The organism is Vallitalea longa, from assembly GCF_027923465.1.
Classification (GTDB): Bacteria; Bacillota; Clostridia; order Lachnospirales; family Vallitaleaceae; genus Vallitalea; species Vallitalea longa.
Window position 1 is genome coordinate 1,396,200 of record NZ_BRLB01000001.1, and the last position, 24,204, is coordinate 1,420,403.

The following is a 24,204-nucleotide window of genomic DNA, read 5'->3' on the forward strand; positions in this document are numbered from 1 at the left end:
GGCTTATTCTTCTAATGAGAAACAGCCAATAATATTCACCTTATTTATTAGAAATCAGTAAACTTGAATATATTATCGAATTCATATAATAATGTAAAATTACCTTTTGCTTTTAATTTCCCTGTTAAGAAACCTCTTTGAACAGTTAATTTCCCTTTAATTATCTCGTCTAACGTATTAGCTTCAACATTGATTATTACATCTGCTTTGACATCAGTTCCTATGAATCCTGCTAATTTTTTATCTTTTACTTTCAAGATTATATCTTTATTCTTTTGGTTTATTATAATGATGTTATATGTACAAGTAAATGAAGAATCCTCACAGATGAATGCTTCTAAAAATCTATCTATGTATTTATTTCCGGATAGATTGGTATTCTTATTGAGCTGCTGTTTCAGAAAATCTGATATCTCCTCAATATCCTGTCTTTGTTCTACGATATATGGATCTTCCTCAATTATTTTTGCTTTAGTTTTAGTATCTCCTACATATTCGTCAATGATATTCATTTTAGCGAATACATCATCATCTATATGCTGATCAATCACAGGTTTTGAAAAATTCTCTGTTCCTGTTGGCAATACGTTTCTTTTCTGTCTGATAATCCTATAGAAATCTTCTGTTTTTTTATCTATAACAGATATTATTTCCTCGTTAGTTTCCAACTCAACAAATCTATCTATTTTGCCACAGACATTGACACCTTCTAATCCACCTAGCATATCCCAACATTTAAGTATATAGTTAGAAGCATCTCTGTCACCATTTGTTTTAGTCAATATTACTGACATTAAATATTTATCATTAAAATATTGGTTGTTATAAGCATAACATTGATCAAGAAAAGTCTGCATTCTGCCTCCTATTCCCATCCATTCTACAGTTGTCGCTAAAACAACTCCTTTTGTTGATTGAAGTTCATTTGTAATTTCTTCTGTTATGTCAGTGTTTTCAAGGTTATATTGTTTAACTTCTACTTCTAATTCGTTAAGTACAGTATGTATTCTTTTTACCGCAGCTAATGATAAGTCATCAGCTAATCCACTACCTCCATAAATAATTAATATCTTCATATGTCCTCCCTTTAAGTAATTAGGGGACATATAAGATTAATGCCCCCCTTGTTATTTTCAATCAATATACTTACTAATCTTGTAGGAATAATAATCTTTCACATCTATTATATCCCAAGTAGTGTAGAAAAACCTTTTCTTAATTCTCATATTAATAATATCTTTACATCTCATATCTGAAGCTAGAGAATTTTCTACTTTTATTTTAATATAACTATTAGCAGAATTCAATTTAGATTTTTTTAGAATTATTATTCCGCCTATTTTGTCTATTATTTCAAAATGACCTTGTTCATACATTTCTCTCTTTGAAACTTCCTTGGCCTTTTTTCTTTTTTTGTAACAATTCATGTCAATTATCATAGGATTAAAACTTAGTACACATGCTTCGGTATATTTTTGTATTTTTCTAAGTATATAGTATACCCTTAATATCTCATCAACATTGGCTGAAAAGTTTTTTCTATACGATTTGTATAAATCAATGCCATGAGACTCATTAATATACTCCATAAATGCGCTTAGCTCATTAAGAACTATTTTAATTTCTTTTTCTGTAAGTGTCAAACTATAGCTTGGCATAAATAACAATAAAAATTTATTATAAAAATCTTCTTCAAGAGTAGATACAAGACAATTTTTATAGAATTTGTTACAATAGTTATTAATTAACTTAAACATCTTTTCTCTGTCTGTTCCTATTTGGTTTTCCCTGCTAAAAGAATCATTATGATAGGCATTTAGTACATCCAATATCTCTTTATCATCGTATAGGACATTAGCTTCGTTTTGTACAATTTCCTTACTAAAAAACATAAATTCACCACCGCAAAAAGTTATTTATTGATAATTCTATTTTTCTCTTTGCAGGGTTCTTTTATGCATATCTTGCGTTAAATATTAATTTTTATTTTTCTAGGCCTTTGTTTGTAAGCGAATATAAGAACGCTATTAATCCTCCACTTACAAAGCCTCCCAAATGTGCTATATTACTAATTGATGAGTCCATGAATCCAAATGCTATACCCGCTATCAACATAATCAATATTGTGTAGTAACTAAGTCCTCCCACTTCTCTTTTATATATTCTAGAATACACTAGAATTGCTCCTAGTATACCATAAATAGCACCTGAAGCACCTGCTGAGATTACTGCTCTATTATTCAGTAAATCAACAGTAATACTAATTAGTCCTCCTAATATACCTGACATCATATATAATAAGAGATATTTCCATTTCTTCATGTACCTTTCCATTCTAGTTCCAAATATATATAATGCGAAACAGTTAAATATTAAATGAGATATTCCTATATGAATAAACATTGAAGTAATTATCCTGTAATACTCGCCTTTTATAAAAACGGAATAAGAATCTACTGATCCAAAACGAATCAAGTTATATATATCAGTAGAGCCACCGTTTATTTCCATATATATCCATACCAAAACATTTATTGCGATAAAAATATATGTCAAATATGGTTTATCATTGTTTTTTTGCACTTTTTTTATCTTATATCCATTATTATTATCTTTTAATATCTTTTTAAGATTTTTTTGTATACCAATAACATCGTTCATTTGCATACTAGGGATAATAAGTTTTTCTTCATTATTATCTATAATCCAATTGACATCTATAATGTGTTCTTCAAAGTCAGGTGTATAATTAATATCATCATAAATATTAGATGAATCATCAGTTATTAATAAATTCAATATTATAATTTTATTGGCATTAATATTATTGAGTTGTTTGTCAACCCTGCTTCTAAATTGGTCAATCCTATCCTTACTATATGTATAAGGATTATTCATGGTTACTATATTTATAAGATATAAATTACTATGGCTGTAAGTTGAATAAGTCTTAATGTCATTAGTATTCGTTTGAATAATTTGATAATTGTAGTTATCAAATAAATTACATATTTTTTCAAATGTATTCATTTTGTGACCACCCTATAAAGTATTGTTTTTATTATTATTGTATCTATTATAATAAATAAGTCAACCATTATTTGTTATTTTGCTATCTATTCACTTTCCTACTCAATTCCTGTATTGGAAATTAAGTAATTAAAAGCATGTAAATCTTTATAAAATTAATTCTGCATTAGCTTGTATTTCTTTATATAAAACAAAACACCAGCCATTACGGCTGGTGTTTAATTATATAATAAGTGAGAACTTCTTAAGCTTCTTCTCCACAAAGTCTTAATAATTTTTCCCATCTTTCGTCAATTACTTGTTGGATTTCAGCTATAACTTCTGGATTCTTAGCTACATGCTTGAATCTTCCTTGAGCTTCTAACCAATCACTAATAGGACGTTTTTTCTTAGGTTTGTAAGTTAACTTGTACTCACCATTAACTACTTCATATAATGGCCAGAAGCAAGTATCTACAGCGATTTCACAGATTTCCATTAATTTACTTGTTTCGTATCTCCATCCACGTGGACATGGAGCTAATACGTTAAGGAATGCTGGTCCTTCAGTATAGATAGCTTTTTCAGCTTTTTCATATAAATCTTTGAAATTTTTGAAAGGAGCTGATTGAGCAATATATGGAATACCATGTGCAATCATAATTTTTGTTAAATCTTTTCTATATTGTTGCTTACCTGGTACAACTTTACCTGCTGGTGAAGTTGTTGTATCAGCATATTTTGGAGTAGCTGATGATCTTTGGATACCAGTATTCATGTAAGCTCCATTGTCATAACATACGTAAACCATGTCATGACCTCTTTCCATAGCACCTGATAATGCTTGGATTCCGATATCGTATGTTCCACCGTCTCCACCAAAAGCTATGAATTTATAAGTATCATCTAATTTACCTTGTTTTTTAAGTGATGCGTAAGCAGCTTCTACTCCAGCAACTGTTGATGCTGCGTTTTCAAAAGCTGAGTGGATGAAAGAATCTTTCCAAGCTGTAAAAGGATAAAGGAATGTAGAAACCTCTAAACATCCAGTTGCAGATCCGATTACTGCATGATCTTCTTCTTTTAATGCTCTAAGGACTGTACGTACTACTACAGGAGCACCACATCCAGCACACATTCTATGTCCACCAGTTAATCTTTCTGGTTTTTGTGTTGTTTCTTTTAAATTATATGCCATCTTCTATTTCACCTCCAATTATTCTAAGCTTCTTTTACGCCTAAGTAACGATATGGATCGTTAACTTTGTTTTCATTGACAATTTCTGTTAAATCAGCATAAACTTTTTCTATATCATTTGTCTTAACGTCACGTCCACCTAAACCATAGATGTAGTTTACTGCTAAAGGTTTGTGTTCTCCATAGTATAATGCACCAACTGTTTCAGTGAAAAGAGGAGCACCAGTTCCGTTGAAAGAATCACATTTATCTAAGATAGCTACTGCTTTTAATTTGCTAAGAGCTGCTGCTAATTCTTCTGCTGGGAATGGACGGAATACTCTAATCTTAACTAAACCAACTTTTTCGCCTTTAGCTCTAAGTTCGTCTACTACGTATTTAGATGTTCCTGCTGTAGAACCAATTACAACAATTGCTCTTTCAGCATCTTCCATTTTATATTCTTCAAATAAACCGTATTCTCTACCAGTTAATTTTGCAAATTCTGCAGATACTTCTAAGATTGCTTGCTTAGCATTTCTCATACTTTCTGCTTGTTGACGTTTGTGTTCGAAATAATGAGTAGTTACAGCTAATGGTCCAATAGCTATATTTTCATCTTTATTTAATAAATAATGATTTGGTTTGTAAGGACCAACAAATTCTTTAACCTTATCATCTTCAATAAGCTCAATATTTTCAACAGCATGAGAAGTAATAAATCCATCATAACAGTTCATTACTGGAAGTTGAACATCTTCAGCTTCACTAATTCTAACTGCCATAATACAGTTATCATAAGCTTCTTGGTTGTTTTCTCCATATATTTGAATCCATCCTGAATCTCTAGCACCCATAGAGTCTGAATGATCATTATGTATGTTAATAGGACCTGATAATGCACGGTTAACTAATGATAATACCATTGGTAATTTACATGATGCAGCAATGTATAACATTTCCCACATTAATGCTAAACCATTAGCTGATGTTGCTGTCATTGTTCTTGCACCTGCAGTTCCTGCACCGATACAAGCTGACATAGCTGAATGTTCTGATTCTACAGGAACGAATTCTGTATCAACTTGACCATTAGCAACAAATGCTGAGAAGTATTGAGGTACTTCTGTTGATGGAGTAATTGGGAATGCTGCTACTACATCAGGATTAATTTGTCTCATTGCAATGGCTACAGCCTCGTTACCTGATAATTTATCGCGAATTGCCATATCTTCATTTCCCTCCTATCTATTATTCACATTCTGGAACAAAATCGAATGCACCGAAAGGACAAGTTTTAACACAAACTCCACAACCTTTACAGTGGTCATAATCTATTCCAGTCATTTTCTTATCTTTAATTATAATTGATGCGTCTGGACATACTGGGTAGCATAATAAACATTGTTTACATTTATCTGCATTCCAGATTGGTCTCATAGCTCTCCAGTCACCTGTTTTAAAATAATTAGCGTTTCCTGACTCAGTTACAATACCACCTGGAGTAGTATCTTGCCAAGGCGTATAAGCTGGTACTATATCATGTTCGAATTTTTTACTCATGCACCTTTCACCTCCGAAAGTGATTTCTTTAATGCTTCCATATTAGGAGCAATTACATGTGGTTTACTAGCAAATTTATGATGGAAAGATTTTTCCATTGATTCAATCAATGTATCTTCATGCATAATGTTTGCCACTTTTACTACTGCTGCAAGCATAGGTGTATTAGGGAAATATCTTCCAAGAGTTGCCATAGAAATTTCTCTAGCATCAATTGTATATATTCCACCTTTGTAACCTTTTAACTTGGATTTTATTTCATCTGGTGTCTTAGATGTATTAATAATGATACCACCAGTTTCTTTTAAACCAGCAGTTACATCAACTACATCAATTAATGTTTCGTCTACTACTACTACATAATCAGGTTCGTAGATGTTTGAATGAATTGGACATCTTTCGTCACTAATACGATTGTAAGCAGTAATAGGTGCTCCCATACGTTCTGGACCGTATTCTGGGAAGCCTTGGATGAATTTTCCTGTGTCGAACGCAGCCTCAGCCAACAATAATGATGCAGTTTTAGCACCTTGTCCGCCTCGACCATGCCAACGAATCTCTAACATATTACCCATTGACAAGTTCCCTCCTTATATATAATTAAATTTTTTTAAACAATTTTCAACATTGTTAGTGTAACACTAATATATACCTGATGTCAATAGTAAGTATATTGTATGCACGGTTATTTTTTTAACAATTTAATCCAATAGATTAGGGCTCTTAAGCTATATATTTATCCCTGATTCTGTTATTGTGTATTTTTTAATTTTTATCTACTATGGACTTGTATATTTTTTATCAATTCCATGATAATTCTACGCCTAATTTCGCACTTTTTCTAATTAATATTACAATTCAATTAAACATTTTATCTATCCAGATATTCATAAGCTGATGATCGTATAGCATCTTTTCTGGGTAGGAATTTTAATCTAAACGGAGGTTCTCCAGTATTGATTTCTACTATTATCGTTGGTTCTGCTATAAGCTTAGTAAATCTTTCTTGACTATCCGTATAATAATAAGGAAAAGAAGTATTGCTATTATCAAAAAAGATTATTTCATATTGAACTTCGTCTTTCCAATAACTTGACTCTGAAGGAGAATGTTCATCTTCTAATTCAAGATTCTCTTTTATTAAGTACTTTATTATCTTCTTGCCTTCCTCTTGGTTATATACAGTTATACCTTCTGAATATGCTTCCTCATCATATAATAAACCAGCCGCTCCTGAACATTCATCCGCAACATACTTCAGTTTTTCTAACTGTCTGATATATGTGTTGTTATCAGTTTGATAAGTTAGAAATATTGCAAAAAGTATTAGCATGGCAAGTGTAAATAAAAAAGGCTTCATTAACTAATCGCCTCGCTTGCTGCATATCCTTCTATAGTATACACTGTTTGGTTTTCTTCATCACTTATTCCCCATATAATCGGTACTGCTATTACTTTTTTAATAGGTACTTCTATTTTATAATGTATCAAATTATCTTTGTTAAACTTACTCTCTCTATATTTGCGTTTGTTATCTGTTATAATACTTATATCATTTTCTTTGATATTTAAGTTCTGTGTGATACTTTCTATTAGTTGTTTTTTTATTTTTTCTGTGAAATAGCCTTCCTGCTTAGCTTTTTCTTTAGCTGTAAAAACATAAGATTGTATTTCTGATTTTTGATTATGATTATATTCTTCTAAAGCGTATTGCAGTGGAAAAGGTAATAATAATATCAATACTGCAATGAGAACTATAAAATCTTTCATTTGTACCTATGTCCCCTTTTTCTATCTTATATCATTAATCGCTTCTATTAGAGTACATCTTCTAATATTACCAATACTAAATAGTATTTATAAAGTAAATATCAAACACAGAATTCCATTAATATATGTATTGAATATAACCTTATTTGTAACTTGTTAGTTACACAATTAACAATGTATTAATAATTTAATATGTACAGCAAATCAATTAATGCTTTTTATTTTATTTAATTAATATATCTTAAATTTTATTTCATTATAATTAGCGAATCAATATAATTTACTTTTTATTTTAATATTAATATATTGTATAAGTTAATAAATCAACTCATACAATATATTTCAGTTTATTAATCTTATGGATAGTTTTTTTGGAATTCCAAACTTTGCTGCATGACATTCTTTGTTTTATTAAGTAAACTATCATTAGCAGAACCTTTAACAGTCCCCAATATTAATGCTCCTGCTATGAATATTCCTAATGCTATCTTCGCACACAATATGATAAAATCTTTCAATAGCAGATTCAATCCTTTCATCATTAATATTATTAATGAACTATCCTTGTGGACTATTCTTAGAAGTAGGTGCTATAGTATCAAATTTTATACCACTAAAACCTGCTGTAGCATTTTTATTAACTGTATCTGCTTTTTGTTTAAGAGAACCACTTCCTCCATAAATCAAAGTAAATCCAATCAATAATCCTAAAGCTACCTTTGCACATAAAATCAAAAAGTCCTTCATATACATACACTCCTTTTCTGTTATAGATTTTTATATTAAAATGCCCCTTATTCAAAAAACATCATACTCTCTATTCTAGGAATCCAAATGGTTACCATAATGAAGTTAAGAAATAATATAAATACAGGTATTATAATAGGAAAGTAAATTAAATCAGATATTGTATTTTGTTTCCTATGTTTTTCTGTTATATGCTCTTCCCTATTTTTATCTTTGATAATATTGATCTGTTCAACAAGTTCAAGAGGATTAAGTTTATCAAGTTTCAATAGTATCATTGCAAAATCATTACCCATTTTAGTATTTATCTCTTTAGTGAACTTCTTATATGCTTCATCTTCTTTTCCAACATCATAGAGTATTAGAAAATTAATTAATGCATTCTTAGTTAATTTTGAAAACTTTATCAATTGATTTATTGTATAATCAGCACTATACGGTTTGACCTGCCTGGTTATAGCTATATTCTTAATCTGTATTAGAAGTCTGTATATTTCTATATCCTTTTTCTTGTTCTGCATTTTACTTATCATCTTAATAATAATCATAAATGGGCTATCTTTTTTCCCAAATTTCTTTACTGGAGTTAAGATAATATAACAGGTCAATAATATTACTAATATGAATGGTAGTTTTTTAGTATCATAAGATACTGACATTATTACTACAGCAACTATTAATATTATTAATCGTATATTATTATATTTATCTATAGTGATATTAGCCCCTGCACTATTAAATGCATCATTAATCTCATCTTTTGTGTTTTTATATTTTAGATAATTTGCTTTTGGCTTACGAAACGTATATTTATATTTATGTTTCTTAATCCCCCTGAAAATAAGCCATGAAGCATATAGCAGAATAATGATAATACAGTAATATAATATGGTCATATTCAAATTCATTTTTGCTCCTTATATATATTTGACATAAATTTTTATTTATATATCAAATTTTTGTTTTTGTAATATTAGGATTAAGTTATGATTAAATATAGTCATAATAACAATCATCATAAAATAATTGAATCCTGTTTGAGTATTTAATTGGTAATTAAAAAATTTCCATATAGAAATATTAAATACTTTCTTGGCAAGTATTATAGAAAGTACATATAATATAGGTGTCAAATATCTAACTATTGTTACACTTTCTAGATTAATTCTTTTTTCTCTTTCTTTATCGGAAATAGCTTGTTTAATTTCTTTTTGAATATCTTCAAGACCTGTGGTGATATCTACATCATCCGTTATACATATGAAAATGTTGTTTGCAAGTAATACAATCCATTCTGTCCCTACTGCATAGACAAAATCCTTCAGTATTTCTTCCAATTCTTCCTCTCGCCTGTATTCTTTTAATTTCAAAGACAATAGAAAAAGCTGTTTTTTCATGATAGGTGCTTCTTTCATCTTGGAAATAGTATCATCTATAGCATCATAAATATTTTTATTACTTAATTTATACTGATTCAATAATTCATTTATCAGAATATCTGCCTCATAACTTCCATCTACTCTAATTTGCTTAAGCTGTAATCTTAAATAGATATAAGGAACAAGCGATAATAACCCTGAAAAAGCAAAACTCTTTAATAAATCTGTTCTCCTAACGATAATCAAGAATGAGAGAAAAAATATTATTATACTAATTAAATAGAAAGTAGATACTTTTTTATCATCATTTTTTCCATATACTATTAATAGTAGTCTTTTTATATGTTTGTAAAAATTAGAAGTAGATACATTATGGTCATTTCTAAAAGTTTTCCTAGGCTTGATTACTCTGAAAAAATATAATATCGAATTAGAAAAGATTAACCAGATACCAACGATAATTACACAATACAATAATATTTTAATCAATCCCGTAATTGCATCTATCATTCGTTGGCACCTCTTAAACTTTCATACCTTGGCTCATATACCTTATAATCTGGATAAGGATATAATTGTTCCAACTCTCTGAGCTGATTTTTGAAATTCATCAACGCTTCTTTATTTTCTTCATCGCCTATCTCTTCTTTATCTTCACCAATATCATATTTAAACTTCCAACTGTCACTTTTATATTCATACCTGCATATCTGATGAATAGTGATCTTATGTTCATATCTGTTAAATCTGATTTCATATATTCCTTTTAACCGTTTCTTGCTCTTGTCTGCAAGTTGAATGAAATGAAATACATAATGAAATGATTTAGATACCTTTGAAATAGTATTATATAAATCTCCCCCATAGAATTTAACTATTTCATCAGCGATATCATAACAAATATCTGTCGGATCAGTAGTATGATAGGTTGTTTTGCATCTCCTAGTTCCCTTGTTGGCAGCTCTCACTGAAATATTAAGAGCTCGTCCATCCCTAGCTTCTGCTGCTATTATATAATCGGCATCAGATCTCAATATGGGTTTGATGATACTTCCTAATTCATCATCATCAGCTATCAATTGTATTATAGGTGCATATGGCTGTAGCTTATGTGCTGGTATCTCTGAACCAGTCTCAATCATGACTCCTTCTAAAGATGTATCCTCATACATCTGCCATGTTTCTAGAAATGTGGTTTTCCCTGTCCTTACAGCACCAGTAAAAATCACATTATATCCTATTTTAACCATATTTCTTAACATAGGAATTATTTCATACGGAATAGTTTTTCTCTTAGCTTGTTCTTCAAAAGTAAGTTTTGGAATAATGAATTTCCTAAATACTATTGCCTCCATATTTTCTTTTACTAATTTCTCACCGTATATAGTTATCCTTGTACCATCATGCATTGATACCTCTGCATGTTTTTGATTATAATGTATATTCTTCTCATTAAGTAATAATGCTTTTATAAGCTGTTTTCGTCTATCATCAGATATACTCTGTTTCTGTAATTTCATTTTTCCATTTTCCATGAAATATATATTATTACCGATAATTTTTGCAGATTGCGATAAAGCATACTTCTTATCATTTTTCCATTGTGCTACTCCACCTAATCCCCAACATTCCTGATATATAGCATCAACTAGATCTGTGTACCACTTCGGATACCATTCTTCTAGTTTGTTGTTTCTTTTTAGATAATCTTCTATATTGTCTTTGAAATATCTAACTTCTAATTTCTTACCCAAAATAGCATTTTTCTGTCTTATTAAAGTACTTGTTTCAAGTCCTTCCTTCTCCCATTCGGCATGAAAATATGCAAATAAGGTTTCACATAACAAATGAAATCTAGATAGATCATCATTATTTATAGTAATTAGTTCTTGCCTTTTCTCACCTGTCATTGAATAAATGTATTCTTCTAAATCAAATTTCGGCATATTCTTTTTATCATAAAAATCAACTTTTGCTTCAGCCAAACTACTCATTCTACACTACCCCCTTGAACCACTTTCTTTTTTTAGGAGTCTCCTTTTTAATAAGAGCCATCTGATCTATGATGACATCAGTCAATTTGTTGATATCTTTATTGAGGTCTTTATCATTATAGTGTATAAGAGTTTTTCTATCTTTTTCAGCTTCAAGAGCATATCTTGAAAAGTTGATTTTTGCTAAATACGGTTGACCATATGTCTTTGCAACATCATAATTAGTAAGCAAAGAACCTTCCTGCATATGTTTATTAACTATGACTTGAAAATCATCTAACGATAGTATTTCTAGAATAGGTCTTTTTTCAACGTATCTTCTTAGACTATTCGCCTGCTGAGTAGTTACCAGATATCTGTGATTAGTTGCTGTTAGTGCACTTATTGACATTGCTCTATCTATGTAACTACCTGCATCAACTATTACAACATCACAAGCTAATGATAGAATATTAAGTAACTGTGAGATATGTTCTGGCTGATATTCTTTTCTATATAGAATCGATTTGGTTCCTTCTATCATAAGTAACTTTTTGTTTTTCCCTGTCTCAGCAATATCTAGAATCTCATCTACAGTTACTAGACCTGATATCAATTTAATTTTAATGCTATCAATATTATTTTTGAAATCTACATTTATGTAGTCTGTTCCGACTTCCCCATCTAAAAATATCAAGCATACTTTTGCATCTGTTTTATCTGTAATTTTTTCTGCAATACTCTGTGCAATCTGGGTTGTCCCTACTTTCGTATCAGCACCGAAGAAAGTGATTATGTTTTTATTAACATTGAACTTATATGCTTTAATTACATTTTGGCAAACAAATTCCACTAAATTGTCATCAGTCATATAAGGACCTATCAATAAGATATTATTGGAATCAAGAATACTTTTAGTTGAAAATCTGAAATTATCATGGGATACACGATAAAATATATATTGTGATGATATTTTATCTTTATTTTCCAATAAGTCATTAATATTTATTATTGTATCATCTACTATAGTAATATCTTCATTTACCACATCTAGTGATATGTCCATATGTATTTCTTCAAAATAAGTGACTTTATTCAATTTTCTCCTAAGATTTTTATTATCTGATATTAAATGCACTTTATATTTATTAGTAGCCATTAGTTGCCTCCTATTAATGTAATATTGGACTGTATTCCTATTGATACATAATAATAAATATTTTTTTGTTGTCTATTGATTCTCTTAAAAGATTGACTGTATCCACATCTGTGACAATTTCGATTTCATTAATTACATTAGAGCCATTATATCTGTCTTCTTCACTTAAAGTAATGACTTCATTATTAGAACCATCTTTTACATATGCCACTACAGCACTAGTTATAGGTTCATTATTTGATACCTCTTTGTTATTTAGTATTATTTGTCCTTCAGTAGTATCATGTTGTATAGTTCCTGTATCAACTTCATAAAAGTATATTACATCTCCTCTTCTTAATGTATTAGGAAAAGCTTTTAACCATTCTAAAGGGATTCTAAATATATATTGGTCTTCATCAAGTACCAGCTCTGAATTTTCAAAGTATTCTTTAACCAGTTGCACCCCACCAGGAATATAATTTTTAGCTGCTTTTCCGACTATTGATAAATCATCATCTATTGCATTATCTATCAATGTCGTCTGCTCTACTTTTTTATATTCCACCATTTCACTTGTTATAACTTCATTCTTGTCTACATCTTTATTCAATACCACTATATCTTTGTATAAAAAATTCTGTCTACCATATACTTCCCAATAAAAAATTGTACCTATAGCAATTACAATTAACATAACTCCCATTAATCCTTTAACAAAATTCTTCATAGTATCCTCCTATGCGGGTTACTCATAGTCCTATTTCCATGCTAAATCAATTCTCTTATATCATAGAATTATGTCATCTGAATAACCTTTTCCTGCATTTTTTTAAATATTTTTTGGGAAGTAATTCTTTATAGATTGATTTAAATTTTTCATCAAATATGTTTCTTAATTTCTTATCCTTATAAGGGAATTTTTTCTTATATGCACATCTGTAAATAATATCACTAGGTAACTTTGGTATTGTTATATCAGGTTTTATTCCTAGATAGTTGTTCAGCGTTTTCATATTGATACCAATATTGTAGTTGTTCAGTATATATCTAACTTTACTATTTTCCTTGTCATACTCTTTAATCTCTTCTATTAAGTGATAATTACTTATCAAATCAGGCGGATACCCATCATACAGAACATATATCAAATCAAATTCATCTAATATATTTTTTACATTAGCATAATTAAAACCTATATCTACAATAGAAATTAATGAGTCTTTTGCAGAATATATCAACTTATTGGTTTTGTTATTATCCCAATTCTGAATTTTTTCTCTAGTAGGATCTCTAACCAAATACAAAATGTTATTAATATTAGTAATATTATCTCTTTTAACGCTCTTATCATTACTAATTTTATTTAATATCGGATAATAATCAATCTCGCTATAATTGGATATGCCAACTAAATCATAGATATACGGCTCATCATATGGTAACTCTAATAACGAAACCAACACATCATGTTCTGCTAATGCAGATGCTAGATTAGTAGCAAAAAAAGTCGAACCCGCTCTTTTAGTTAAAGACATAACCCCAACAGTACTTTGTTTCATTACTGAATAAACTGTATTTGCCTGTATCTTTCTATTATCATTAATCTGCGTTAGTTCTTCTTTAATTTCTTTTACTGATTGATATCTTTCATTGGGATGTATTTTAATACAATTCTCGATTATTTTTTGCAACGAATCTGAATAACTACCATATTCATTTATATATAGTTCTTTTTTAGTTGATGTTATATTATTACCTGATATTAAATAATATAAAGTTACCCCAAAACTATATATATCCGTTCTGATGTCACTCTGACCTAGACCATATTGTTCTGGAGCAGCAAAGCCTCTAGTACCTAATAAAACCGTATCTGTATCAGAATTATATTTATATTCTCTTGCTATTCCAAAATCAACAAACTTGATTTTATTTCCATCAGTAAGCATTATATTACCGGGTTTCAGATCTCTAAATATAATTGGATAAGGTTTCCTTGTATGTAGATATTCCAATACATCACAGATTTGCATAGCGATATCAACTATCGTCTTCTCACCAATATTTTTATTTTGTTTCCTGTATTCTTCTAGATTGACACCTTGAACATATTCTTCAATGATATAAAGGTAGTCTGCATCTTCTTCTATATCTACTATTTGTGGGATTAAAGGATGATTAAGATCTTTTAGTATGCTTGGTTCTGCTAATAAATTAATAGATGTACATCTTTTACTGACTCTTTTGATAGCCCATCTATTACCAAGTTTTATATTTTCTCCAAGGAAAACATCACTCATACCGCCTTTACCAATTTCTCTTATTACACGGTATTTTCCGAAATAAGTATTTCCTATCATATAATCTCTCCTACTTTGCTTAAGTTAATTGATTATAGACAAAAAATATAATAGATTTGATTTATAAATATTATACCTAAATAAAATACTCCCCCCTATTGTATTTTATTTATTATATTAGTTCCATTAATTATACTATTATTCTTATTAACCATACTAATAGTTTAATTGTATTTCTTTGTATTCTTATGTAACATATTGATATTATATCTTATATTATGTGGTTTTGCAACATATTTTTACAGTATTATCCAAAATGCTGTATTTTTAGTCTTTTTTATACTCTATACTGCATATTAAATTATAATAAAAATACTATTATATAAAATTGAGAATATTATAATTGAAAATATTAAGTACTTATATTAAAATATAACATGGATTATGTCTAATAATGTTAGATATGATAAATAATTGTAAGTTTATTTTATAATGGACAATAATGGCAATAAAAACCATCAAAATATAGCCAGAAAAATTTAAAGAAGGTGAAAAATTGGAATTGACACTATTAAAACAAGAATCTAAACTATCTGATTTAGTAGGAAATATAATTAATTCACCAATGATTGATTATAGAATAACAGTTAAAGATAAAGGGATAAAACCATTACCAGACTTATATTTTACTAATCCTATCGCAAAAATACCAATAAAACAAGTACACATGGGTAAACATCTTACTACTGGAGTTGCCTTTAAATACAAACTTTTTAGTAAAGATGTTCATAAAGTAGAAACTGTATTAAACCATCAATTCATGGATAACACTTGGAGAGAAGTAAAAGACCTTGATATTATTAAAGTGAAAAACGATTATTATATTGGTGTTGTTGAAATCGATACATATAATAGGGCTATTCGTTACAGTATAATGAAAGCCAAATAAGAATAGAAGGCAAAAAAAGAAAAAATAGCAATAAAAAACTAGGCAGGAAATACTCATCATCCAATAAGTATTTCCTGCCTATTTTAATGGGATTGTTATAAGCTAATTTATATTAATCTATATAAATGTTTTGATCTCTATTAGGTCCAACTCCAACCATAGTTACCTTAGCACTACATAACTCTCCTACTCTTTGAATATAAGCTTTTGCAGTGTCAGGTAGCTCATCATATGAACGTGCTTGAGAAATATCTCCCCAACCATCCATTTCTTCATAAACTGGTTCGCATTTAGCTAATTCTTCAAGACTTGCAGGGAACTCTTTCAAGATTTCATCACCCTTCTTGTAAGCAACGCAAACCTTAACTTTATCAATATTAGCTAATACATCAATTTTATTAAGTGCAATAGCTGTAAGACCACTTGTTCTAACTGCAAATTTACCCACTACAGCATCAAACCATCCACATCTTCTTGCTCTTCCAGTAGTTGTACCAAATTCATGACCAACATTTCTTATTTGATCTCCTGTTTCATCAAATAATTCTGTTGGGAAAGGTCCTTTTCCTACTCTTGTTACATAACCTTTCATAACTCCTATACAATCATTAATCATAGTAGGTCCTACACCTGCTCCGATACAAACACCACCTGTTACTGGGTGGGATGAAGTTACATATGGGTATGTTCCAAGGTCAATATCAAGTAATGAACCTTGAGCTCCTTCGAATAGAACTTTTTTACCTTCCTCAATTGCATTATACACTATAACTGTTGTATCTGCAAAGTAAGGTCTTAATTGTTCCAAATAACCTTTATATTCTTCAATAACAGCATCTGCATCAAATTGAACATCGCCGTTGAATACATTCTTTATAATAGAATTTTTTATTTTTACATTTTCTCTTACTTTTGCTTCAAAAACTTCAGGATTAAGATAATCACACATTCTAATACCAGAACGTTCAGCTTTATCCATGTAACATGGTCCAATACCTTTTTTAGTTGTACCGATATCACTATTACCTCTATATTCTTCTTTGATTCCATCAAGAGTCTTATGATATGGCATTACTATATGGGCTCTAAGACTAATCTTAAGATTATCAGTAGAGATACCTTTATCATGTAAAAGTGCTATTTCTTCCAAAATACCTTTTGGATCAACAACGACGCCATTACCAACAACACAAATAGTTCCTGGGTATAAAATACCTGATGGTACTAAATGAAATTTATAAACATCTCCATTAACTGTTACTGTATGTCCTGCATTGTTTCCACCTTGAGAACGTACGACTACGTCTGATTCTTCAGATAGAATGTCAATAATTTTTGCCTTTCCTTCGTCACCCCATTGGGCTCCTATGATTACTTTTGCTGACATATTCATTTCCCCTTTCTAGAGAACGTATCTTTCAGTAATAACTATAGATACAGAAGCTTTTGTTTAATTGCTACTAATATATATGGAAGTACCGAATTAATGGTTCGGTACGGTATTATTTAAAAAAATTACACGACATTTATCATTGTCCACACTGACAACTCATATAATATTCTATAGTTGATATATGGACTACCATGCAAAATTAGTATTGCAATATATTAATATTATATCCGATAATACAGATTAACAAATACAATCCTCTAAAATTTTAACAGATATTCAAAAATAAATCAATAGGTTTTCGAACATTTTTAGTATTTTTTAAAAAAACATTCAATTATAAAATGACAGCAATATCCTCTTTACATTTTACCCTATTTTCTATTATACTATACATAGAAGATAATATGTGAGTTGCATATTAAAGATATCATAAGTTGTAACTTTCTTTTTTAATATGTAGGCAGTTGAATATATTGAGTTTTATTATTATCACATAAATTCAATATATAAATGATTAAATGATATGTGCTAAGTTAAAACTTATGCATATATAGGTCAAGTATTAAGGAAGTGATAATATGAAAATTGAAAAGATCAGTAATGCTCAAATCAGATGTACTTTAAGTAAAACAGATCTAACAAAAAGGCAAATAAAGATCAGCGAACTTGCATATGGGACCGAAAAAGCACAAGAATTATTTAAAGACATGATGGCACAAGCTTCTGTTGAATTTGGTTTTGAAGCAGATAATGTACCTTTAATGATTGAGGCAATACCCCTATCAAAAGAAAGTATAATGTTGATAATTACTAAAGTTGATAATCCTGACGAATTAGATGATAAATTGACTTCTATTCCTCAGCAGAACATTCGTAATTTCAAGAAAAAAGAAGTTGCAAATAATAATGAACAAACTACGACTAAAGAAATCAATTTTAACCAAAAACTGATTATCTACTCCTTTAAATCTCTTGACGAAGTGATTAAAGTAGCACAGATTACAAAACCTCTTTATGATGGTCTTAATTCATTATATAAAGATGAAACAGTTAAAGAATATTATCTAGTTCTACACAAATCAGATAATGACTCAGATGCATTTGTTGGACTAAACGGTTTCTTTTCTGAATACGGAAATAAAATTTCCGCTACTAATATAATGGAAACATTTTATGAAGAACATCATGAAATTATTATAAAAAATAATGCAATTCAAATATTGTCTAGTATATAACAGTAATTATTAATTATGGCAAACTTAAATAATTCATAATTATATTTAAAACTTATCCAAAAAGTAAGGGACTGTCTATTAAAACAGTCCCTAATTTATATCTATTATTAGTCCTTACTTATTTAGATTCAAGATAAGTATTAATCTTATTAACTAGTTCATCTATATCCATTCCATGTACAAAAGCAGCTTCTTCTAATGTTTCACCTTGAGACGATGGACAACCTATGCAATGCATTCCTGATTCCATCAAAATAGGAATTACACCCTGATCTACTGTAATGATATCAGCTATAATCATATCTTTTGTTATCTTAGCCATATTTTCCCTCCTTATAGTTAATAGAATTAATTATAATATAAATACTAACTATTTACAATAATTTTACAATTGATTTTTAAACTCTTCTATGAATATCAACCCTATACTTATATAAATCAGGTCTATAATAGGATTCTTCATAAAATACTTTCTTACCATCTTGTGTATAACTTATGCCTGATATCTTCAACAATGCCCTTGCTTTTTTCATATTAAATATTTTCATCATAATATTATTAGCAATACAGGCATCAATATCACAAGATATGTTCTCTATTTTATAACCATAATACTTCTCTAATATTTCATACAATGAATTACTGATGTCATGCTTATCAAGATCAAGACATTTATCTTTTTGTATATAAACAGTCTCCAATGCCATAGGAAGATCGTTACCTAATCTTAATCTTTTTATCTTATAAAATTTGGTCTCAGCAGGTACGCCCATCATTCTACTTATTTCTTTTAAATTATATACTGTAGAAAACTCGATGATTTCTGTTTTAGGAATGAACCCTCTTTCTCTTAGGGTATCCGTAAAACTTTTTACATTCCTTTGGAGAAAATTAGGTGATGAAACAAAAGTACCTCTCCCTTTTTCTCTATATACAGTTCCATCTTTAACCAATTCATTAATAGCCTGTCTCGCTGTCATTCTACTTATACTATACAATTCGCATAATTTTCTTTCGGATGGAATTTTTTCCCCTGACTTATAATTCCCATTATTGATTTTGTTTTCAATATCTTTTTTTATTCTTAGATACTTAGTTCCTATTTTCTCCATTAATTTCACCTCAATTATTATCTATGTTCAGGTTATATAATACATTCTATCATTCTATTTTTCTTAGTTCAATATATTTTGTTAATATTTTTTACTAAATAATAATGATTATTTTGTAATTATCTCTTGACGTGTATACAGTATCCATATATAATATAATTATAAATTATAGATAAACTTTTTTATAACGGTTATCAATAATTTATATATACCAAAGAAAAATTGTCTTTTCTAATTATTATCTTGTTATTTAGCTAATAATAAGTATAACAAATTATTAACTTCAGTAACATGAAATATTATTAATATAAATCTAGAAGGAGGTCATTGACAATGAAAGATTGTTGGAAGAATTTTAAAGCTGGAAACTGGGAAAAGAATATTGATGTTAGAGATTTTATTCAAACCAACTATATACCTTATGACGGAGACGCTTCTTTCTTAGAAGGTCCTACTAAAGATACTCTAAAATTATGGGAAGAGGTATCTGAACTTACAAAAAAAGAACATGAAAATGGTATCTTAGATGTAGAAACCAAAGTTCCATCTTCTGTTATATCTCATGGTCCTGGTTACGTAGATAAAGATATAGAGAAAATCGTAGGATTTCAAACAGATAAACCATTAAAAAGAGGTATAATGCCAAATGGCGGTATCAGAGTTGTAAGGAACGCCTTGAAAGCTTATGGTTATGAACTTGACAAAGAAACTGATAAAATTTTCACAAACTATAGAAAAACTCATAATGATGGAGTTTTCGATGCGTATACTGAAAACATGCGTCAAGCAAGACACTCAGGTATTATAACTGGTTTACCTGATGCATACGGAAGAGGTAGAATCATTGGTGATTACAGACGTGTAGCCCTATACGGTACTGATTACCTGATTGCAGGAAAACAAGAAGAGAAAAAGCAACTTGAAATGGACTTCATGGAACCAAATGTTATAGTCCTTAGAGAAGAAATCTCCGAACAAATAGAAGCACTCAATCAGCTAAAAGAAATGGCTGCTACTTATGGACATGATATAAGCAAACCAGCTTTTAATGCACAAGAAGCTATTCAATGGACATATTACGGATATCTTGGAGCTATTAAGGAGCAAGACGGCGCAGCAATGTCTCTAGGTAGAGTATCAACTTTCCTTGACATATATATCGAAAGGGATCTAGCTGATAATACATTAACCGAAAAGGGAGCTCAAGAATTAATAGACCAATTCATTATGAAATTAAGAATGGTTAGATTCTTACGTACTCCATCATATAACGAATTATTCTCAGGAGATCCAACATGGGTTACAGAATCCATTGGTGGAATGGGAATTGATGGAAGGACGTTAGTTACTAAAAACAGTTTCAGGGTTCTTCATACATTAAATAATCTAGGACCAGCACCAGAGCCTAACTTAACTGTCCTTTGGTCAGAAAGATTACCAGAACATTTTAAGAACTTCTGTGCAAAAGTATCTATTGATACAAGTTCCATTCAATATGAAAATGATGATTTAATGAGAGCTTGGTATGGTGATGATTACGGTATCGCTTGCTGTGTATCAGCTATGAAGATCGGTAAACAAATGCAGTTCTTCGGTGCTAGAGCTAACTTAGCGAAAGCATTATTATACGCAATCAATGGTGGAAAAGATGAAAAATCTGGAGACCAAATAGGACCTGAATTCGCACCTGTAACATCTGAATATCTTGATTATGATGAAGTTACAAGAAAGTTTGACCAAGTTCTTGACTGGTTAGCACAACTATATATCAACACATTAAATATAATCCACTATATGCATGATAAATACTGCTACGAGAAATTACAAATGGCACTTCATGATAAAGATGTACTAAGAACATCCGCTTGTGGAATTGCTGGATTATCAGTTGTAGCAGACTCTTTATCAGCTATGAAATACTCTAAAGTAAAAGTTATAAGAAATGAAGAAGGATTAGCTGTTGATTACGAGGTAGAACCAGACAGTTTCCCTGCATTCGGTAATAATGATGACCATGTAGACAACATTGCCAGTGAAATAGTAGAAAACTTCATGAATAAATTAAGGAAACATAAGACTTATAGAGATTCCATTCCTACTATGTCTATTCTTACTATTACATCTAATGTAGTGTATGGTAAGAAAACAGGAAGTACACCAGATGGTAGAAAAGGTGGAGAACCATTTGCTCCTGGTGCCAACCCAATGCATGGTCGTGATAAAAATGGAGCTATTGCATCCATGTCATCCGTAGCTAAATTACCTTACGAACATTCTGAAGATGGTATTTCCTATACATTCTCAATTGTTCCAAAAGCACTTGGTAAAAATGAGCCAACAAGAGTAGGTAACTTAGTAGGATTACTTGATGGATACTTCCACGATAAAGGACATCATATCAATGTTAACGTATTTGATAGAGAAACTTTAATAGATGCTATGGATCACCCAGAAAAATATCCTCAATTAACTATAAGGGTATCAGGATATGCTGTTAACTTCATTAAATTAACAAGAGAACAACAACTAGATGTTATCCATAGAACATTCCATGAAAGAGCATAGAACATTATTTTAAGCCATACCTAAGGAGGTTATTACAATGAGTGTAACAGGGAGAATTCATTCAATAGAAACATGTGGTACTGTAGATGGACCTGGGATAAGATTCGTGATCTTTATGCAGGGATGCCCTTTACGATGTAAATACTGCCATAATCCAGATACTTGGAAACTAGGTGATGGCCAAGAAAAAACAGTTGACGAATTAATATCCGAAATAAAAAAATATAAATCATATATGAAATTTTCAGGCGGGGGTGTCACAGTAACAGGTGGCGAACCTCTTCTTCAAGGAAAATTCATTAAAGAATTATTCAAAAGATGTAAAGAAGAAGGAATCCATACAGCCGTAGATACATCTGGTTATCTATTTAATGATACCACAAAAGAAGTGCTAGATTATACAGATCTAGTACTTCTAGATATTAAATGCTATGACAGCAAAAGATATAAACATATAACAGGTGTTGAACTTGAACCTACTTTGAAATTTATGGATTATCTAGGCAAACTGAATAAGCCTGTTTGGATAAGATATGTATTGGTACCAGGACTTAGTGATAATGAAGATTACGTTAAAAATTTATCAATATACCTAAGTAAATTTAGTAATATAGAGAAGATAGAAATTCTACCATTCCATAAAATGGGCGAATTCAAGTGGAAAGAGCTTGGATATGATTATGAACTATCTGATACTAAGGAACCTACTAAAGAAGATGTCATTAAGGCAATGAGTATCATTAAAGAGCATAATATGAATGTAGTAACAAGTTAATGACCACTTATATCTTATATTTAAAAGAAAATAACTCATACTTTTATACCTATAATCTAATACAGTTAAATAACTAAGTAAAATAAATTTATTTCATTTTATGCTTGTATTATAGCAATTAATATATTAAAATGTAGCTGTAAGTTTTATAAATAAAATCAGGAGGTGCTTGAATATGGCATACGTAATTAGTGATGAATGTATTTCATGTGGAGCTTGTGAATCTGAATGTCCAGTAGACGCTATTTCAGAAGGCGATTCAAAATATGTTATTGACGCTGATACTTGTATCGAATGTGGTGCATGTGCAGGTGTTTGTCCAGTGGACGCTCCAAAACCAGAATAATAAAAATACTTATTAAAAGGAGCTTTTCATAAGCTCCTTTTTGATTTACTCATTTAATTTTTTTGGATTTGAAACGCTTTTTCTTTCTTTTCTTAGAAGTAGTTGCTATTTCTTGTCTGGTTTTCTGCATTTCTCTAATGGTTTCATCTAGTTTTTTATATCTTTTTTCTTCTTTTTCTTCTCTTTCTTCTAACAAAAATCTTACTTCACTAGATACTTCTTTAGTAACCTGTTCTTTCAGTACTTGATTGTTTTCTTTCAAAGTATCTTCAAGAACACATTTTAGGAATTCTTGGAATTTTTCTACTTTATTGCTGTAGGATTCTGTGGAAACTTCCATAGGAACCTGTTTCAACTGCTGCAACTCATTATAACCAACATTGCCCTCAAACAGCTTGTCCTTATTATCATCCTGCTTATTGGGTTTTTCATCTTCTAGAATACCTGGTAAAAGCATTTTTATAGCTTTCAGTTGAAGTCCCTGCTCTTTTAGTTTTTTCACATTCTTTAATATTGTCAAGTCCTCTTCTCGAAAATACCTATGTCCCAATTCATTTCTAGGAATATCAAGTTCTAATTCTTCTTCCCAATACCTAAGCACATGGGGTTCTACATCTAATAGTTTTGATGCGTCTGAAATTATATAACGTATTTCCGCCATGTTCCCCCTCCTATCTGTAAATATTTTCCATTTTAATACTATTATACCATATATTTACAATTGTACAAGTCTTTTAGGTAAATTAAGAAAACATTATGAACTAAACCAT

The 24,204-nt window shown here is 29.9% G+C and carries 26 protein-coding genes; 5 read left to right on the forward strand and 21 right to left on the reverse strand.

The window, feature by feature from the left end; translation table 11 throughout:
* Positions 1 to 47: 47 nt before the first annotated feature.
* The 17 genes from QMG30_RS05960 to QMG30_RS06040 form a co-directional block, all read right to left on the reverse strand.
* Positions 48 to 1,076 carry an SCP2 sterol-binding domain-containing protein gene (locus QMG30_RS05960; RefSeq protein ID WP_281813274.1) on the reverse strand — a complete coding sequence of 343 codons (1,029 nt, stop codon included), beginning with the start codon at positions 1,074 to 1,076 and terminating at the stop codon, positions 48 to 50.
* Positions 1,077 to 1,133: 57 nt separating this feature from the next.
* Positions 1,134 to 1,892 (reverse strand): hypothetical protein, encoded by a 759-nt coding sequence (locus QMG30_RS05965; protein WP_281813276.1) that lies wholly within the window; start codon positions 1,890 to 1,892, stop codon positions 1,134 to 1,136.
* A 91-nt stretch (positions 1,893 to 1,983) separates the two neighbouring features.
* Positions 1,984 to 3,030, reverse strand: coding sequence for a rhomboid family intramembrane serine protease (locus tag QMG30_RS05970; protein WP_281813279.1), 1,047 nt, complete (start codon positions 3,028 to 3,030; stop codon positions 1,984 to 1,986).
* Positions 3,031 to 3,274: 244 nt separating this feature from the next.
* Positions 3,275 to 4,207: a thiamine pyrophosphate-dependent enzyme gene (locus tag QMG30_RS05975; protein ID WP_281813282.1), complete on the reverse strand. Its 933-nt coding sequence runs from the start codon at positions 4,205 to 4,207 to the stop codon at positions 3,275 to 3,277.
* Between the two features lie 23 nt (positions 4,208 to 4,230).
* Positions 4,231 to 5,415, reverse strand: a complete 1,185-nt coding sequence (gene porA, locus QMG30_RS05980; RefSeq protein ID WP_281813285.1) for a pyruvate ferredoxin oxidoreductase — start codon at positions 5,413 to 5,415, stop codon at positions 4,231 to 4,233.
* A gap of 22 nt (positions 5,416 to 5,437) precedes the next feature.
* On the reverse strand, positions 5,438 to 5,749 hold the full coding sequence (locus QMG30_RS05985; protein WP_281813288.1) for a 4Fe-4S binding protein: 312 nt from the start codon (positions 5,747 to 5,749) through the stop codon (positions 5,438 to 5,440).
* Positions 5,746 to 6,324 carry a 2-oxoacid:acceptor oxidoreductase subunit gamma family protein gene (locus tag QMG30_RS05990; RefSeq protein ID WP_281813290.1) on the reverse strand — a complete coding sequence of 193 codons (579 nt, stop codon included), beginning with the start codon at positions 6,322 to 6,324 and terminating at the stop codon, positions 5,746 to 5,748. The genes QMG30_RS05985 and QMG30_RS05990 overlap by 4 nt, the downstream gene beginning before the upstream one ends.
* 296 nt (positions 6,325 to 6,620) lie before the next feature.
* Positions 6,621 to 7,109, reverse strand: coding sequence for a hypothetical protein (locus QMG30_RS05995; protein WP_281813293.1), 489 nt, complete (start codon positions 7,107 to 7,109; stop codon positions 6,621 to 6,623).
* Positions 7,109 to 7,519, reverse strand: a complete 411-nt coding sequence (locus QMG30_RS06000; protein WP_281813295.1) for a hypothetical protein — start codon at positions 7,517 to 7,519, stop codon at positions 7,109 to 7,111. The genes QMG30_RS05995 and QMG30_RS06000 overlap by 1 nt, the downstream gene beginning before the upstream one ends.
* A 356-nt stretch (positions 7,520 to 7,875) precedes the next feature.
* Positions 7,876 to 8,037, reverse strand: coding sequence for a hypothetical protein (locus QMG30_RS06005; RefSeq protein WP_281813298.1), 162 nt, complete (start codon positions 8,035 to 8,037; stop codon positions 7,876 to 7,878).
* Between the two features lie 40 nt (positions 8,038 to 8,077).
* On the reverse strand, positions 8,078 to 8,266 hold the full coding sequence (locus tag QMG30_RS06010) for a hypothetical protein (RefSeq protein WP_281813300.1): 189 nt from the start codon (positions 8,264 to 8,266) through the stop codon (positions 8,078 to 8,080).
* 47 nt (positions 8,267 to 8,313) lie between these two features.
* Positions 8,314 to 9,174, reverse strand: a complete 861-nt coding sequence (locus tag QMG30_RS06015; protein ID WP_281813301.1) for a hypothetical protein — start codon at positions 9,172 to 9,174, stop codon at positions 8,314 to 8,316.
* A gap of 36 nt (positions 9,175 to 9,210) precedes the next feature.
* Complete coding sequence (locus tag QMG30_RS06020; protein WP_281813304.1) at positions 9,211 to 10,155, reverse strand: hypothetical protein; 945 nt, start codon at positions 10,153 to 10,155, stop codon at positions 9,211 to 9,213.
* Positions 10,152 to 11,639 (reverse strand): ATPase, T2SS/T4P/T4SS family, encoded by a 1,488-nt coding sequence (locus QMG30_RS06025; protein WP_281813306.1) that lies wholly within the window; start codon positions 11,637 to 11,639, stop codon positions 10,152 to 10,154. Before QMG30_RS06025 ends, QMG30_RS06020 begins: the two co-directional genes overlap by 4 nt.
* A 1-nt stretch (position 11,640) precedes the next feature.
* Positions 11,641 to 12,777: a CpaE/TadZ family protein gene (locus QMG30_RS06030; protein ID WP_281813308.1), complete on the reverse strand. Its 1,137-nt coding sequence runs from the start codon at positions 12,775 to 12,777 to the stop codon at positions 11,641 to 11,643.
* 37 nt (positions 12,778 to 12,814) lie between these two features.
* Positions 12,815 to 13,486: a flagella basal body P-ring formation protein FlgA gene (locus QMG30_RS06035; protein WP_281813310.1), complete on the reverse strand. Its 672-nt coding sequence runs from the start codon at positions 13,484 to 13,486 to the stop codon at positions 12,815 to 12,817.
* A gap of 73 nt (positions 13,487 to 13,559) precedes the next feature.
* Entirely contained in the window at positions 13,560 to 15,119 is a 1,560-nt protein-coding gene (locus tag QMG30_RS06040; RefSeq protein ID WP_281813312.1) for a serine/threonine-protein kinase, read from the reverse strand.
* 496 nt (positions 15,120 to 15,615) lie between these two features.
* Between QMG30_RS06040 and QMG30_RS06045 the strand changes: the two genes are divergently transcribed.
* Entirely contained in the window at positions 15,616 to 16,008 is a 393-nt protein-coding gene (locus QMG30_RS06045) for a hypothetical protein (protein WP_281813314.1), read from the forward strand.
* Between the two features lie 112 nt (positions 16,009 to 16,120).
* Here the strand turns inward: QMG30_RS06045 and QMG30_RS06050 are convergent, their stop codons facing one another.
* Positions 16,121 to 17,395, reverse strand: coding sequence for an adenylosuccinate synthase (locus tag QMG30_RS06050; RefSeq protein ID WP_281813316.1), 1,275 nt, complete (start codon positions 17,393 to 17,395; stop codon positions 16,121 to 16,123).
* A 584-nt stretch (positions 17,396 to 17,979) separates the two neighbouring features.
* Between QMG30_RS06050 and QMG30_RS06055 the strand changes: the two genes are divergently transcribed.
* Positions 17,980 to 18,636 (forward strand): adaptor protein MecA, encoded by a 657-nt coding sequence (locus QMG30_RS06055; RefSeq protein ID WP_281813318.1) that lies wholly within the window; start codon positions 17,980 to 17,982, stop codon positions 18,634 to 18,636.
* Between the two features lie 118 nt (positions 18,637 to 18,754).
* Here the strand turns inward: QMG30_RS06055 and QMG30_RS06060 are convergent, their stop codons facing one another.
* Both QMG30_RS06060 and QMG30_RS06065 read right to left on the reverse strand, forming a co-directional pair.
* Positions 18,755 to 18,958 (reverse strand): DUF1858 domain-containing protein, encoded by a 204-nt coding sequence (locus QMG30_RS06060; RefSeq protein ID WP_281813320.1) that lies wholly within the window; start codon positions 18,956 to 18,958, stop codon positions 18,755 to 18,757.
* A gap of 76 nt (positions 18,959 to 19,034) precedes the next feature.
* The gene (locus QMG30_RS06065) at positions 19,035 to 19,748 is read right to left on the reverse strand and encodes a GntR family transcriptional regulator (protein WP_281813322.1); all 714 of its coding nucleotides are present in this window, start codon (positions 19,746 to 19,748) and stop codon (positions 19,035 to 19,037) included.
* A 333-nt stretch (positions 19,749 to 20,081) separates the two neighbouring features.
* On the opposite strand from QMG30_RS06065, the gene pflB reads away from it, so the two are divergent.
* The 3 genes from pflB to fdxA all read left to right on the forward strand — a co-directional run bounded on the left by pflB (position 20,082) and on the right by fdxA (position 23,434).
* The gene (gene pflB, locus QMG30_RS06070) at positions 20,082 to 22,313 is read left to right on the forward strand and encodes a formate C-acetyltransferase (protein ID WP_281813324.1); all 2,232 of its coding nucleotides are present in this window, start codon (positions 20,082 to 20,084) and stop codon (positions 22,311 to 22,313) included.
* A gap of 37 nt (positions 22,314 to 22,350) precedes the next feature.
* On the forward strand, positions 22,351 to 23,088 hold the full coding sequence (gene pflA, locus QMG30_RS06075; protein WP_281813326.1) for a pyruvate formate-lyase-activating protein: 738 nt from the start codon (positions 22,351 to 22,353) through the stop codon (positions 23,086 to 23,088).
* Between the two features lie 175 nt (positions 23,089 to 23,263).
* On the forward strand, positions 23,264 to 23,434 hold the full coding sequence (fdxA, locus tag QMG30_RS06080) for a 4Fe-4S ferredoxin (RefSeq protein WP_281813328.1): 171 nt from the start codon (positions 23,264 to 23,266) through the stop codon (positions 23,432 to 23,434).
* Positions 23,435 to 23,483: 49 nt separating this feature from the next.
* Here the strand turns inward: fdxA and QMG30_RS06085 are convergent, their stop codons facing one another.
* The gene (locus QMG30_RS06085) at positions 23,484 to 24,095 is read right to left on the reverse strand and encodes a MerR family transcriptional regulator (RefSeq protein ID WP_281813331.1); all 612 of its coding nucleotides are present in this window, start codon (positions 24,093 to 24,095) and stop codon (positions 23,484 to 23,486) included.
* Positions 24,096 to 24,204 lie beyond the last annotated feature (109 nt).